The organism is Nitrospirota bacterium (assembly GCA_040752355.1).
GTDB lineage: Bacteria > Nitrospirota > Thermodesulfovibrionia > Thermodesulfovibrionales > Dissulfurispiraceae > JBFMCP01.
Genome location: JBFMHE010000018.1, coordinates 1 through 14,106 on the forward strand (window position 1 = coordinate 1; position 14,106 = coordinate 14,106).

Below are 14,106 nucleotides of genomic sequence, written 5' to 3' on the forward strand. Positions count from 1 at the left end.
TTTTATTTGTGCCCTTCTGAAAGTTCAACTAACAAGTAAGGAGGTACACAATGGCTAACGGAACAGTAAAGTGGTTCAACGATTCCAAAGGCTTCGGCTTCATCACCAGTGAAGACGGCACCGATGTATTCGTCCACCATACGTCCATCCAGGGCAACGGCTTCAAGTCCCTTGCCGAGGGTGACAGCGTTACGTTCGATACCGAGAAAGGCCCTAAAGGTCCCAAGGCAGTCAACGTCGTAAAAAAGTAGTGCACCGAAGAGAACCCCCTGCTCATCGCAGGGGGTTTTTCTTTGCCAAGGAGGGATCGAAATGATGAGCAAGCAAAAGAATGCCGAGCGCCTCGAAAGGAAGCAGCAGCAGATCGATGCGGGTCCGGTATCCGCCCGTTATCCGGGTGTTACCTCGATTGTTATCGCCATGGACTACTACAAGAAAGGGCCCGGCCCCTCGTTCATGCAGCGCACGGTCAACTTCTTCCCCGGCAGCGCCGCCTATTTCCTCATGGAGTGCATGGGGGATAAATGCATCGACGGCGGCTTCGATCTCGAGCCGATTATTCACACTATGGTGAAGGGGCGCCAGGAGTCGGCGAGCGGAGAGCTCGCCTGTCCCGGAAACGATGCCTCGGGCCACCGGCGGATCGGTTACCGGGTTGCTATACGCTATACCGATACTGCCCATTGAGGGAGCGGCGCTGCGATGCGCGAGAGCACGCGGCGACCGCAGAACCTGCCGGTGATGCACCGGGTCCCTTCTCTTCCCCCGAACACAGAAAAGGAGTTTTATGGAATTCAAACAGTTTGCTTTACATCCTCACATCGCCGCCGGGATCGAGGCTGCGGGCTATGTCACCCCGACGCCGATTCAGGCGCAGGCGATACCGCCGGTCCTCCAGGGGCGCGATGTCATGGGCCTGGCCCAAACCGGCACCGGCAAGACCGCTGCCTTTGTCCTCCCGCTCCTGCACCGCCTTATGCAGGGAGGCCGCAGGCGTGTGCGTGCGCTCATCGTCGCCCCGACCCGGGAGCTGACAGAACAGATCAACGAAGCGATCGCCGGCCTCGGAAGGCAGACCGGCCTCAAGAGCGCAACCGTTTACGGCGGTGTCGGCTTCGGTCCCCAGGCGGACAAGCTCAGGCGCGGGGCTGAAGTGGTCGTGGCCTGTCCCGGCAGGCTCCTCGATCATATCGACCAGAAGACGATCGACCTCTCCCGTCTCGAAGTGCTCGTCCTCGACGAGGCCGACCACATGTTCGATATGGGCTTTCTTCCTGATATCAGGCGCATTCTTCAGCACCTCCCCCGCCAGCGGCAGACCCTGCTCTTCTCGGCCACCATGCCGGAGGAGATACGGCGGCTGGCCAAGGATGTGCTGACCGACCCGGTCACGCTCCAGGTGGATGTCGCCGCTCCCGCAGATACGGTCAGCCACGCCCTCTACCCGGTCTCCCAGCACCTGAAGACGCCGCTGCTCATGGAGCTGCTGCGCAGCACCGATACCGAATCCGTGCTGGTCTTTACCCGCACCAAGCACCGGGCCAAGCGCCTTGCCGAGCAGCTCGAGAGGACCGGCTACCGCGCGGCATCGCTGCAGGGGAATCTCTCGCAGGCGCGGCGGCAGGCCGCGATGAACGGCTTCCGGAGCGGTACGTTCCAGATCCTGGTGGCGACGGATATCGCTGCGCGCGGGATCGACGTGACCAGGGTCTCCCATGTGATCAACTATGATATCCCCGCTACCACCGATGCCTATATCCACCGTATCGGACGGACCGGCCGTGCTGCCCGGAACGGCGACGCCTATACCCTGGTGACGGGTGAGGACAAGGATATCGTGCGCGCCATCGAGCAGGTCCTCGGCGGACCGATCGAGCGCCGCACCGTGGACGGCTTCGATTACGCCGCCGCCGCGCCGCCGAAAGAGCGTTCCTCCCGCGCATCCCGCAGTCCGCAGCAGCCGGCTCGAAGGGGACCGGGGCGCAGGACCGCTTTCTCTTCCTGCTCAAGAAGATAGAGAACCGGAAGGGGCAACCGCCCTGAAACTATTATTTGCTAAATACCTGACGGGTATGCTATTATAGGAATGAATTTCAGAAGTTTTTATGCGCACACGGGGCCACAAAGACTTTTGCTTTGTGGCTCTTTTCATTCTTGTGTACTTCTGAAATTTAATCCACACAAAGGAGGTACACACAATGGCTGAAGGAACAGTAAAGTGGTTTAATGAGGCCAAAGGCTTCGGCTTTATCACCAGCGAAGACGGCGGCGACGTATTTGTCCACTATTCCTCTATCCAGGGCAACGGCTTCAAATCCCTTGCCGAAGGCGATAGAGTCAGCTTTGATACCGAAAAGGGCCCCAAGGGTCCCAAGGCAGTCAATGTCGTAAAGCAGTAATACGTTACCGATAAACTCAAGCCCCCTGCTCCGGCAGGGGGATTCCTTTTACCGTGGGGGATCGATGATCAGTAAACAGAAGAATGCGGAACGGAGCGAAAGAAGACAGCAGAAGATAGATGCAGGACTGATGTCCGCCCGCTACCCGAATGTCGCCTCCATCGTCATCTCGATGAACTATTACCAGAAAGACATCGGCCATGCGATCATGCAGCGCACGGTCAACTTCTTCCCCGGCAGCGCCGCCTATTTCCTCATGGAGTGCATGAGGAACGACTGCATCGACGGCGGCTTCGATCTCGAGCCCGTTATCCACACCATGGTGAAAGGCCGCAAACGGTCGGGAAGAGGAGAGCTCGTCTGCAACGGGAACGACTCCGCCGGCCACGCGAAGATCGATTATTCGGTCGCCATAGAGTACTTCGAAAAGTCCCGCTAACGCTTTCCCCCTGCTCCCGTACTCCTTTACGGGTATCCGTGTCACATTTTCAATCTGCCCGGCCCGGCCTGCCTGGCCTCGATGCGCCCCTTCATTCCCATTGCGGGGTGGAACGGTTTATCGCAATAGAATTCGTAGTCGCCGGCCTCGGTGAAAGTGACCTTGGCCCGTTGCGTCGTTCGCCCGGGGAGATCGATATTCAGGAGCAGCGTGCCCGAGGGGTCTTTCAGCGAAAAGTTGTGCGTACTGCCAGAGGTGTTCTCGATAAGGAACAGGACGGTGTCCCCGCGCTGCACGATGATAGTGTTCGGTTCGAAGCGGAAGCTGCTCGCCTTGATGAGCAGGGAGCTCTCGCCGGCGGCGGGCGTCACCGTTACCGGTGGCCCGGCAGAGCGGGCGCCGGAGCATCCCGTAAAAAATAACGCTATCATGCAGAGTACAGCGGCAGTGCGCCGGGTGCCGTTCATGGCAATCCTCCTTGCCGGGAGGCTGTTCGGGAATCATTCGAGACCACGTCTCTCCTTCACCCTATAGTCTTTTGGCAGTGCTGTCAAGAGGAGCCGATCGGGCTTACCCTGCGAAGAAGAGCTGTCGCGACGAGCTGATGATGAAGTAGGTTGCGAGCATGAGGAGCAGGATGCCGAAGGCGCGGTTGGCCTGCTCCAGACGCTTGAGCGGGATGAAACGCTTCGCCCAGAAGAGAAAGAACGCGAGCCCGCCGAGGTACGAGGCGAGCCCCAGGGCGCCGGCGATGAGGATGGCCCAGGCCAGGTCGGGACGGAGCAGATCGACCAGCCCGATATCCCTGAAGATGCGGACGATCGAGAGCCACCACAGGATCATCACCGGGTTGACGAGCGAGAGCGAGAGACCGCCCAGAAACGACCACCGCTTCATCCGGAGAAACCTGCTGCCTTTATGTCCGGCAGCGCCCTCTCCGGCGCTGCTGTGGCGTATGCTCAGAACGCCGAGAGCGATGAGGATCACCCCGCCTGCGAGCCAGAAGATCGCCATCACCCGGGGTACCTCGAGGAACGGCGCTATGCCGAAGAGGGCGATGACGCCGTAAAGCATATCGATGCAGAACGCGCCGAGGACGACCATCAGCGCAGGCCGCAGGTGGCCGTTGATCGTTCTCCGGACCACCTCGATCTGGACGGGTCCGGCAGGGATCGCGGCGATGCAGCCCATGATATAGGCTGCTATGATGATGAGTATGACATTCATCAAAAGGTATCGTCCTCCTGCCTCGCGGCGCGACCTGCTGCAGATCTGCGACGCTCTCGGGAACTGCTTCCCCGGTCAGCGGGGAGCGCCGAACCCGAGGAACGCACGCACCCTGACCAGGAACCTGACGAGGAAGAGCTCGGCCCGGTCGAAGAAGGCGGCGACGATGCGGAACTGTCCGGCGATGATGGCGAGCCCCGGTATGCCGAGCACGATGCCGGGCAGGCCCGGGACAAAGCCGAGAGCGGCGCCGGCAAGGACAAGCGCGATGCCCAGGGTAATGAGGAGCGCTCTCCGGACGGGATGGCACTGCCGCTCCTCCCGCCGGTGCCTGTAATAAGTAATGAACCGCTCTCCGGACTTGCCATGGATAACCATGCTGAAATGCTTCTTGAACTCTCTAAACATAGTCTCCTAGTCTACCATGTTCAGACACCCGGGTTCTGCATACGGAGCCTAATGGCGTCTAACGGAATGAGCAGAGGCTAGTCAGACAAGGCATAGTACATTCGCTCATTCTCGCAAGGCATCCACGCCTTGTTCCGAGGCGGGGCAGCCCGCTCCGCCATCCTGGCTCCGCTCGGGCTGCCCATGCCGCTCATGTACTATGCCTTGTCTGACTCTAAGTCCTTTCATTTTGTTAGGAGCTCTAAGGCTGTATGCCGTTGTGGCATTCGTAGCAGGCGCCGCTTTTCCAGACATCGCCGATGTCTGCCGGATGCCGGAAGGGAATGCCGCTCTCGAGGTCGATCTCGACCGCGCCGCCGGCTCTCCCCTGCGAGAGGATGAGGTGGCAGGCGGTGCAGCTGCCGGTTATTGCCACACCGGACTCGTTCTTGTGGTTGCCGTCGTGGCAGCGCATGCAGCCGCGGAAATAGAAGTGGCCGATATGGTTCGGGTAGACCGACCACCGTGCGTTCATATGGGGGAAGATAGTGTCGCGGTAGAGGGCCTGCGTGCTCTCTACGGCTTCGGCGATGATCCCCGCATTTTTCTCGGAGAAGCCGGGATGGACGGTGCGGTAGGTATCCGTAAGCGTCCGTGCGATGCCCTCCATTGCTTCGGCTTCGGACCGGTACCTGAGCGCCATCGCGTTCACCGCATTCCGCTTGATCTCGGGAATGGACGGGTCGATCCTGCCCGACGCGAGCGCGAGATCGACGGCATAGTCGGGAGGGAGAAAGCGGTGGCTCGGACGGTTGTGGCAGTCGATGCAGTCCATCACGCGCGGCTTCGCTGCGGCAACGGCTTCCTTCGAGAGCGGGCTGCCAGCATCCTCGTAGACCGTGACCGCTCCGGTCCTCTTGTTGACGACGCGCACCCAGGGGATATCCTGGCGCTGCCGGTCGCGGGCGATGTACTCGATGCGTATGTCCTCGTTCACGTGCCAGTGAATGCCGGTAGGCTGGAGCGTGCCGGGCAGGCCGCCCCCCACTTTGATCAGCATGGTAATCGGCCAGTGCGTGTTATCCCGGTTATAGAGATAGTGGTCGAAACGCCGCTGCCGGGCGCCGAAGAAGTGGCTCGGCCAGTGGCACTCCTCGCAGGTCTCCCGGGCGGGCCGGAGGTCTTCGAGGGGCGTAGGAATAGGCCGGGGATAGACGTCCGCGAGCACGGCGTAGACCTGGTAGAGGCCCTGCAGCTTCGAGCGGGCGTACCAGCCGGCGCCCGGGCCGATATGGCAGGAGACGCACTTCACCCGTGCATGGGGCGAATGCTGGTACGCCGTGTACTCGGGCTTCATCACCCGGTGGCAGGTCTCGCCGCAGAATACTACCGAGTCGGTGTAGTGATAGGCCTGGTACGTAACGACCATGCTGATGAGCACGAAGACGAGCGTCCCGAAGAAGAAGACGAGTGCGGCGTTCCGGTGGCGGGGCTTGTTGAGGTCCACCGAGGGCCACTTGAAATAGGGCATCTCGCCGGTCTTCTGCCAGGTGCGCCACTTCCTGTACATCCCGAGGGGGATCAGCAGCAGTCCTCCTGCCAGGAAAAAGGGCAGGAAGAGGTAGAGGACGATGCCGAGATAGGGGCTGGCAATGGGACGGAAGAAATTGACGGTGAGCAGGAATACGATAGCGACAATCGAGACGACCGCGGCAAGGGCTCCGACAGCGCTTATCCAGTTCGAGGCGAGTTGCGGCAGTCTCTCTTTCATAAGTGCAGCGGCATCCTCCGGAACAATGGTCCTTAAGGCCATTATAGCAGTGTTCGGGCGTACGGGGAAGCGATAAGGCCATCAGACACCCGAACCGCGCTATGCCGCAGCATCACGGGCATATTGCCTAATCATCTATGGTTGTGGTAGCCTTAGTAATGCTGAAAGTTTCAGAAGTTTTTGCGTAGAGAGGGCCACAAAGGAGACACCTTTGTGGCCCTTTTCAGTACGGACCTTCTGGGCTTTGAATCTAACGAAGTAAGGAGGTGCACAAGCGTGGCAAAAGGAACAGTAAAGTGGTTCAACGAGGCCAAAGGTTACGGCTTCATTACCGCTGAAGACGGCAAAGATATCTTTGTCCACTATTCCTCTATCCAGGGCAACGGCTTCAAATCCCTTGCCGAAGGCGATAGAGTCACCTTTGACATCGAAAGCAGCCCGAAAGGTCCTAAAGCAATCAATGTCGTGAAAGAGTAACCGTAACCACCCGCCCTCCTGCCCCTCACGGCAGGAGGGTTTCATTTTCCGCTCCCCTTCTCAGCAGAGATCAAGTCTGAACCCGGGACCGGCTTGAAAAAAACGGACGACATGCTATCATGGAAATAAAGCCACGATATCCTGCGAGGTTGTTTCCGGAGATAGTATGGGAGCAGACGGCGCACGGGCGCTCATAGAGGAGATCCTGAGCTCCGCAGGCATCGGCATCAACGGCGCCAGTCCGCATGACCTTCGCATACGCGACGACCGTTTTTTCGAGCGAATCCTCCGCGACGGAAGCATAGGGCTCGGCGAGGCGTATATGGACGGATGGTGGGAGTGCGCATGCCTCGACGAGCTCTTCTGCAGGCTCATGCCCCTCGAGCCCGAGCTGCGGCTCCGGAAGAGCCTGAAGCTCGCCACGCATCTGCTCAAGGCGGCGGTGCTCAATGTGGGGAGCAGGTCGCGGGCCTATGCTGTCGGCAAAAAGCATTATGATAGGGGAAATGAATTGTACCGGTATATGCTCGACCGGAGAATGATCTACAGTTGCGCCTACTGGAAGAATGCGCAGGAGGCGAAGCTCGACCTGATCTGCAGGAAGCTTCGCCTCAAGCCAGGTGACAGGGTCCTCGACATCGGGTGCGGGTGGGGCGGTTTTGCGCAGTATGCCGCTGAGCGGTACGGGACGCGCGTCACCGGCATTACTATCTCCCGAGAGCAGGTCGCGCTCGGGAGGAAGCGCTGCAGCGGGCTGCCGGTGGAGATACGCCTGCAGGACTACCGCGACCTGCGCGAGCGGTTCGACCACATCGTCTCGGTAGGGATGTTCGAGCATGTGGGGCACAAGAATTATCGCACCTATATGGAGACGGTGCACCGCTGCCTCGAAGACCGCGGCCTCTTCCTGCTCCACACCATCGGCAGCAATGTTTCGAACATCGCTACCGATCCCTGGATCGACAAATATATCTTCCCCAATTCGCTCATCCCTTCGATGCGGCAGATAAGCGCGGCAGCCGAACGCCTCTTCGTCGTAGAGGACTGGCATAACTTCGGCCACGACTACGATCCGACCCTGATGGCGTGGTTCAGGAATTTCGACCGCCACTGGGAAAAGCTCCGCGCCTGGTATGATGACCGATTCTATCGCATGTGGAAGTTCTATCTCCTGAGCTGCGCCGGCGCCTTCAGGTCCCGGTATCTCCAGGTGTGGCAGCTCGTCTTCTCGAAGAACGGGCTCTCCGGCGGCTACGAGCCCGTCCGGTAAACAGACTTAGAGAGTCTAACGGAATGAGCAAAGAGAAGCCAGACAAGCGGTATCCGCCGCCCTCCGGAGCCCGACTTGTTTTTTATCACTCCTTCGTTTTAGGGTAACTGCATATGGATATCGAGAATCTTGCAGCGCAAATAAGACGCAACTGCGCCATCTCCGATGCGCAGTTCTGGGGGTACTATTCGCTCTGCGGCCTGCTGATGCGCTATCGCGACCTCTACCGGAGCGAACACGGCCTCAAGCCCTGGGAGAGCATCCCGGGCGATGCGATCGCAGTATGGATCGATGAGCGGGAACGACTCTGGCAGCGGCTCGAGCACGAGCCGCTACAGCCCCTTACTATCGGCGACGAATCCTTCGACCCCTTCGATGTAAACGGCCTGAACACCAGGATCAGCGGTTACGGCCTCGTCTACGGGGGCGGCTACGGCCTCTACCTCAAGCCGGTATTCTTTCTCGGCAGGCTCAACGCCTGCCGAGAGCATTACGATTACCGGGTATTCTCGGTCGGCAGGGAGCTCTGCAGGGACCTCTCCACCTCTCCCGCGATGCTCCAGGGCAGGTGCATCTATGTACGCACCGATATGGTGCGGGACCTGCTCTGGGATAAGGTGCAGCAGCTCTGCTCGCGCACCTACGGAGGACTGCTCGAGCCGCTGCTCGCGCAGTATGGCGTGACACGCGACAGCGGCGCCCCCCGCACCATTACCGGGGCGCTGGAGCGTATGGTAACGGATGCTGCCGAAACGCTTATGCTCCATGAGACCGGAGAGGCCTATGAGGACGGCCACGGTGAAGAGTGGCGCGCAGTGGTCACCCATGGCGACGACCGGACAGCGGAGTTTTACCTGCGGGGCATCAAGGACCTCGCTGCGGACACGTCGGTCATGGGACCGCTCGCCGCAGCGGTCGAGCGGCAGGACGCGCGCCTCCTCTCGTTTTATATGGTCTTCCTCGACGGGGTGCGCAGAGAGCTCTTCCCCGAGATCAGGAGCGCCTTCCAGCTCTTTGCCGAGACCGGAGACTGGGCGCGCATCGAGGCGGCCCGGAGGACCGGCTACGAGCGGGCGCGGCAGCTCACCGCGCTCGTCCTCGCGCGGTGGCGGGCCGGGCAGACTACCGCGGGGCTGAGGAAGGAAGTACAGCGGTATATGGAGAAGATACTCGCCCTCCCCTGATCGTAACGCCGTCACGACGCACGGCTGCCGTGCTCCTGGCCGCGCGTGCGTCGCGCCTCATCGCTTTCCGGAGGCTCCTTCTCCTCGGGCCGGGGTCTGCATACCGGGCAGTACGGTTCCCCTATGTCCAGGAGACAGACATGCCCTCATTCGGGACAGCAGACGCATTGTTCGATAGGGTGCCCGCATACGGGGCAGCGCTTTGCTTCTTCCATAGAAGACTTCTCCTTACGATTTCTGTGTCTCGGCATCTCTCCTTAAATTGTAGGACATTTTGCGAAAAGAAGCAGCGGCGGGCAATTGTCATCGCTGAAAAAATGGGGTAGAGTTAAGGTATGAGCGTCCTGCGGTTTATTCTATCTCTCGCCCTCGCTATCGCAGCAGCAGGCCACACGGCAGTATCTGCCGCAGCTCCGCCGCCCTGCACGCCTACCGAGCCCGACATGCTCGGGCCGTTCTACAAGCCCAATGCACCGGTGCGATCAAAAGTGGGCGAGGGGTACGTGCTGAGCGGCGTGGCGCGGTCGGCGGCGACCTGCAAGCCGATCAAGGGGGCGCAGATCGAGTTCTGGCTCGCCGGACCCGATGGGGACTACGACGACCGCTATCGGGCCAGGATGTTCACGGATGCTGCCGGGACCTATCGTTTCGAGAGCCCCTTTCCCGAGCCTTACGGGGGACGCCCGCCCCATATCCATATCCGGGTTTCAGCCGAAGGCTATCGGCCCCTCGTGACACAGCACTATCCCGTCGAACACCAGAAACAAGGGAAGATGGACCTCGTCCTCATCCCGGAGCGGTAGCCCCTGGGCAGCATCCGTACGCAGCTGCCCCGTGCTCAGTGAATCACCCACTCGCTCTTCCTCACGAGCTCGGGCTCGGGCCCTCCTGACAACTGCACGATATAGCAGCCCTTCGACGCATAGCGCTGGCCGGGGCCGAAGCTCACCCGCGGATAGGTGACGATGGCATAGGTCTGGTCCTTGGCCATATCGATGACATCGAGAAAGTAGTCGCGATAGAAGTCGCTCTGCATCATCATGAGCGCCTCCGAGAGCATCCAGCCGACGAAGTACATCTTGGACTGAATAGCGAAATCGGTTACCGGGATATTCCTCACCTTGAGCCAGTTCTCGACCACGAGCTTGTTCCGGTGCTTCTCCTGCGGCAGACGATAAGGGTAGGCGATATACGTAAAGGGGCGGATCTGCTCCGGCAGCGTATACAGCGACGCATCGAGGAGGCTTGCTGCCATGAAGAGCATCGCCGGCCTTTTGGCCCCTTCCGAGAGCGCCGCCGCGTCGGCGAGGTCCTTCGGCGGGAGCCAGAGCGCCACCACGGCTGAAGGATACGCGTCTGCCAGCGCTCTCCAGAAGGCCGGGGTAAGAGGCTCATCCGAGAGCATCCTCTCTTCGGGCGGGCCGAGACCGAGCTTTCTCCGCGTCTCCCTGAACGCCTCTGCAAGCACGCGCCCCTCCCGGGTGTTGCGGAAGACCTGAACGACGGGAACCGTTTCCGGTATCTCCTCGGAACGCAGGTACCGCGCCGCAGCCTCCCCTTCCTGATAAAGACCTTTGGAGAAGTAGAGCGTGTACCAGTCCGAATCCGCAATCACCGGATAGTCGGTGACCGGGAAGATGCAGGGGATCTTCCGCTCCTCGCAGAACCGGTGTATCGGCTCCCAGCTCCGGGTGGTGATACCGCCGGCAAGGGCGAAGACAGGCTCCTTCCCGTAGTACTCCTCCACCTGGCCTCGCCATGTCTCGGGGGCTCCCTTCAACTCCCAGCGGGAGAGCACTATCTTGCGGTAGGAGCTGTACATCTCCTCGCGGAAGGGTCCTCCATGCCGCGCCCGTTTTTCCTGATGCCGCGACTGGGAGGTCCTGTCACGGAAATACGCCTCCAGGGGAGCGATCATCGCATCCCGGTCCTTTGGGGGGACCTCTTCGGTGATAACCGTAGCGAAGCGCAGCGTCGTGTCGGTCACGCCAGGAGAAATAGCCGCGGAGAGATTCTTGAGATAGAAGACCATGATCTCCGCATCCCGGTCCGAAAGCATATACCGCGGCATGACATAGTCGAACTTTCTGCCTGCCGGGTCCACTCCCGCCATGAGCGCCGCGGCGAGCGTCTTGTCCGTGTAGGCGGGCCGCACATCGCCGCCCGCATATTCTTTGGGAAGCTTCGCTTCGGGAGAGCCGATGACCCCCTGCCCGTGCGGCAGGGGCTTGTAAAGCTTCGCTCCATTGGTCGGCGGGGTAAAGACCGTACCCTCGTTCGACCCCAGGCCGCTCCTCAGGTGGCAGCTGATACAGGTGAACATCGTTCCCTCTACCGTGATGTCTCCCTCGACCACCGCCATCATCGGCTCACCCGACGGAAGGATGCCGTCGCGATACATCCGCTCCCCGAGCCGAAGGGCCTCCCCGGGCGGCAGGCCTGCCACTGTCGACGGCTGCGCCTCTGCAGCCTGGAGCGAGACCGCCAATGCAGGGAGCAGAAGCGCGCTCAGGAGTACGGCACAAAAGGATCGCGCTACCATAAGGGAAGAGCGTCGAGAGGACATGCTCATTGCTTGATTCCTTTCCGGTACTCCTCCATAAGCTCCGCGGTACCGATGAGTCCGTAGATGCGCACCCAGGCGTTTTCTCCGGGAAACTTAAGAAGCGTGAGCGGATAATGGGCCATCTTGTTCGGCACATAAGCATCGAAGGCCCGCATGACCTTGTCGATATTCTCCCGCGAACCGGTGAGAAAGTCCCATCCCGGCTTTGCGCGGTACCGCTTCAGATACTCTCTCATCACCTCGGGAGTATCGTACTCGGGGTCTATCGAGACCGAAACGAGCTGCACCTTCGACGCATCGGGACCGAGCTTCCTCTGGAGGCTGGAGTACCCTGCGGAGAGGACGGGACAGATGGTAGTGCAGGTGCCGTAAATAAAGTCGAGCATCACCGGCTTATCGGCATTCAGCAGCGCCGCGAGCCGCACTTTCTTGCCGTCCTGGTTGACGAGGGTGACATCGGGTACGGCGTACCGCTCTGTCGTCCGCTTGTAGCGCTGGGGGGCATCCGCCGCCTCCACGGATGCCGAAAGGGCCAGCAGCGCGACAGTGGAGAGCACGAGAGAGCGTATTCTCTGCATTCGCATCGGGGTCCTCCTGAACATACGGGCAATAAACGATCTGCTCACTACAGTATACTCCTTTGCCGGGAACTATGCCAGGGAGAGAGGAACAGAGGGAATCATCAGAGCGTGAGATTGCCGAAGACGACCGGCCAGGTGGCGAGCGCCAGAAAGGAGAGTATGAGCAGGATGCTCAGGATGAGCCACTTCCGCTCCAGCCGCTCGATGACAGGGGCGAGCGAGGCGCGCTTCTTGAGCGGCTGGGAGAGCCCCGGCAGCAACCCGAAGAGGACCCCGCCGAAGAGGCCGAGGTAGAGGGGATAGCCGACGAAATTATAGTTCTTCTGGAATATATCGAACGGGCAATGGTGAGAAGGCAGCTCGTAAATATAGAGCGATATAAAGGAGACGACAGCGGCAAGGGATACCGGAAAGAAGAGAGCGGCGAAGAGCGAGACCGCATAGGAGACAGAGGCGTTCCGGTAGAAGAGGCCGGCGAGAGCGGTGCAGAGGAAGAGACCGGCGCTCCCGTAGAATGCCCACATCATGCTCTTTGCGGGAAGCGCCGCCAGGTCTCCGGCAACGCCGGTGTCGGCAGAGCTGAAGAGCGAGCCGCAGCACGACGTGATCACCTCGGGCTCGAGGCCGAGAAAGTAGCGCGCCGTCAGCACGAGATCCGCTGCGACGAGCAGGGTCACTACCATCAGTGCGGTATATTTCGGTTTCACCAGAGGGAAGTCCTCTGCCCGCTGGTCGATCGCATTCAGGGCTATCCAGAGCGCGGCCCCGAAAAAGACGGCGATCTTCGTCATGAGCGCCGCCCATCCCACGGGGTTGGCGTTCAGCGAGCCGGTGGCGCACATGGCGCCGACGAAGGCGTTGTGGATATCGTCGACCGTATATATGAAGAGCAGCCCGGCGAGCAGCTCGAACCCGAGGGCGTATTTGACGATCGAGGCGATGAGGTAGGTCTTTCGTTCGAGGAGCAGCTGCTCTTCGGAGCTGCTCCCGAAATCCCACCGCCGCATCACCGCAAAACCCACGCCGGTCGCTGCGAGCATCATCGCGAGGACGATCCCCGAGCCTGCAAGGAGCGCAAGGATGCCGGGATGGAGGATCATCGCTTCCTATGCCCCGCTGATGCTCTCGATGCGACCGTCCTGCATCTCGACCACCGTATCGACAAAGGAGTGCTCGTAGACAAAGGCGTCGTGAGTCGCGATGACGATGGTCTTTCCTTCGTCCCTGAGCCGGCCGAGAACAGCGAGGAGCTCGGACGACAGCGTACGGTCGAGATGCGCCGTGGGCTCGTCCGCGATGATGATCTCGGGGTCATTGATCAGCGCCCTGGCGATGGCGACGCGCTGCTGCTCTCCCCCGGAAAGCTGCCTGACCTTGAGCCGCTGTCGTGCCTCGAGGCCGAACCGCGCGAGCAGCGCCGCCGCCCGTCCTTTCATCTCGGAGAAGCCGGCGTCGAGCGGGTAGAGAGGAAGGAGCACGTTCTCGATGACGCTGACATCCCGCATCAGGTTGAACTGCTGAAAGATGAAGCCGAAGGTCTTCCGGCGGATTTCGGTGAGAAAGCGCTCGGGCAGTTTTGCGACATCCCTCCCGGCAACGAGGACCCTCCCGGAAGTGGGTCTGCCCATGCAGCCCATCAGGCTGAGGAGCGTCGTCTTCCCCGAGCCGCTCGGCCCTTTGAGGATAGCCACCTCCCCTGCCCTGATCGAGACCGAGGCATCGGCGACCGCCCTGATCTCGTCGGGCCGGTGGCGGTTGTAGATCTTCGTGACCTCTTCTGCCCTGATGATCGGTTCCATGAATAC

17 protein-coding genes are annotated in these 14,106 nt (G+C 60.6%); 9 read left to right on the plus strand and 8 right to left on the minus strand.

Annotated elements, in window-relative coordinates; all coding sequences use genetic code 11:
• Positions 1-50 precede the first annotated feature (50 nt).
• The 5 genes from AB1805_12665 to AB1805_12685 all read left to right on the plus strand — a co-directional run bounded on the left by AB1805_12665 (position 51) and on the right by AB1805_12685 (position 2,838).
• A complete protein-coding gene (locus AB1805_12665) occupies positions 51-251 on the plus strand; it encodes a cold-shock protein (GenBank protein MEW5746276.1) in 201 nt (66 codons plus the stop codon).
• Positions 252-312: 61 nt separating this feature from the next.
• The gene (locus AB1805_12670) at positions 313-687 is read left to right on the plus strand and encodes a hypothetical protein (protein ID MEW5746277.1); all 375 of its coding nucleotides are present in this window, start codon (positions 313-315) and stop codon (positions 685-687) included.
• A gap of 100 nt (positions 688-787) precedes the next feature.
• Positions 788-2,017 (plus strand): DEAD/DEAH box helicase, encoded by a 1,230-nt coding sequence (locus AB1805_12675; GenBank protein MEW5746278.1) that lies wholly within the window; start codon positions 788-790, stop codon positions 2,015-2,017.
• A gap of 181 nt (positions 2,018-2,198) precedes the next feature.
• Entirely contained in the window at positions 2,199-2,399 is a 201-nt protein-coding gene (locus AB1805_12680; protein ID MEW5746279.1) for a cold-shock protein, read from the plus strand.
• A gap of 64 nt (positions 2,400-2,463) precedes the next feature.
• Positions 2,464-2,838 carry a hypothetical protein gene (locus AB1805_12685; GenBank protein MEW5746280.1) on the plus strand — a complete coding sequence of 125 codons (375 nt, stop codon included), beginning with the start codon at positions 2,464-2,466 and terminating at the stop codon, positions 2,836-2,838.
• A 41-nt stretch (positions 2,839-2,879) separates the two neighbouring features.
• Here the strand turns inward: AB1805_12685 and AB1805_12690 are convergent, their stop codons facing one another.
• The 4 genes from AB1805_12690 to AB1805_12705 form a co-directional block, all read right to left on the minus strand.
• On the minus strand, positions 2,880-3,305 hold the full coding sequence (locus AB1805_12690) for a plastocyanin/azurin family copper-binding protein (protein ID MEW5746281.1): 426 nt from the start codon (positions 3,303-3,305) through the stop codon (positions 2,880-2,882).
• Between the two features lie 103 nt (positions 3,306-3,408).
• Entirely contained in the window at positions 3,409-4,065 is a 657-nt protein-coding gene (locus AB1805_12695; GenBank protein MEW5746282.1) for a LysE family transporter, read from the minus strand.
• A 75-nt stretch (positions 4,066-4,140) separates the two neighbouring features.
• Entirely contained in the window at positions 4,141-4,473 is a 333-nt protein-coding gene (locus AB1805_12700) for a hypothetical protein (protein MEW5746283.1), read from the minus strand.
• A 241-nt stretch (positions 4,474-4,714) separates the two neighbouring features.
• Positions 4,715-6,223: a NapC/NirT family cytochrome c gene (locus tag AB1805_12705; protein ID MEW5746284.1), complete on the minus strand. Its 1,509-nt coding sequence runs from the start codon at positions 6,221-6,223 to the stop codon at positions 4,715-4,717.
• A 276-nt stretch (positions 6,224-6,499) separates the two neighbouring features.
• On the opposite strand from AB1805_12705, the gene AB1805_12710 reads away from it, so the two are divergent.
• The 4 genes from AB1805_12710 to AB1805_12725 all read left to right on the plus strand — a co-directional run bounded on the left by AB1805_12710 (position 6,500) and on the right by AB1805_12725 (position 9,957).
• On the plus strand, positions 6,500-6,700 hold the full coding sequence (locus tag AB1805_12710) for a cold shock domain-containing protein (protein ID MEW5746285.1): 201 nt from the start codon (positions 6,500-6,502) through the stop codon (positions 6,698-6,700).
• A gap of 166 nt (positions 6,701-6,866) precedes the next feature.
• Positions 6,867-7,970, plus strand: coding sequence for a cyclopropane fatty acyl phospholipid synthase (cfa, locus tag AB1805_12715; protein ID MEW5746286.1), 1,104 nt, complete (start codon positions 6,867-6,869; stop codon positions 7,968-7,970).
• A gap of 113 nt (positions 7,971-8,083) precedes the next feature.
• Positions 8,084-9,154 carry an Sfum_1244 family protein gene (locus AB1805_12720; protein ID MEW5746287.1) on the plus strand — a complete coding sequence of 357 codons (1,071 nt, stop codon included), beginning with the start codon at positions 8,084-8,086 and terminating at the stop codon, positions 9,152-9,154.
• Between the two features lie 335 nt (positions 9,155-9,489).
• Positions 9,490-9,957 carry an intradiol ring-cleavage dioxygenase gene (locus AB1805_12725; protein ID MEW5746288.1) on the plus strand — a complete coding sequence of 156 codons (468 nt, stop codon included), beginning with the start codon at positions 9,490-9,492 and terminating at the stop codon, positions 9,955-9,957.
• Positions 9,958-9,992: 35 nt separating this feature from the next.
• Here AB1805_12725 and AB1805_12730 read toward each other — a convergent pair whose 3' ends face one another.
• From AB1805_12730 to AB1805_12745, 4 genes are all read right to left on the minus strand, one after another.
• The gene (locus tag AB1805_12730; protein MEW5746289.1) at positions 9,993-11,696 is read right to left on the minus strand and encodes an amino acid ABC transporter substrate-binding protein; all 1,704 of its coding nucleotides are present in this window, start codon (positions 11,694-11,696) and stop codon (positions 9,993-9,995) included.
• A 26-nt stretch (positions 11,697-11,722) separates the two neighbouring features.
• Positions 11,723-12,304 (minus strand): SCO family protein, encoded by a 582-nt coding sequence (locus AB1805_12735; GenBank protein ID MEW5746290.1) that lies wholly within the window; start codon positions 12,302-12,304, stop codon positions 11,723-11,725.
• Positions 12,305-12,402: 98 nt separating this feature from the next.
• Positions 12,403-13,401, minus strand: coding sequence for a hypothetical protein (locus AB1805_12740; GenBank protein MEW5746291.1), 999 nt, complete (start codon positions 13,399-13,401; stop codon positions 12,403-12,405).
• A gap of 6 nt (positions 13,402-13,407) precedes the next feature.
• Positions 13,408-14,100 carry an ABC transporter ATP-binding protein gene (locus AB1805_12745; protein ID MEW5746292.1) on the minus strand — a complete coding sequence of 231 codons (693 nt, stop codon included), beginning with the start codon at positions 14,098-14,100 and terminating at the stop codon, positions 13,408-13,410.
• Between the last annotated feature and the right edge of the window lie 6 nt (positions 14,101-14,106).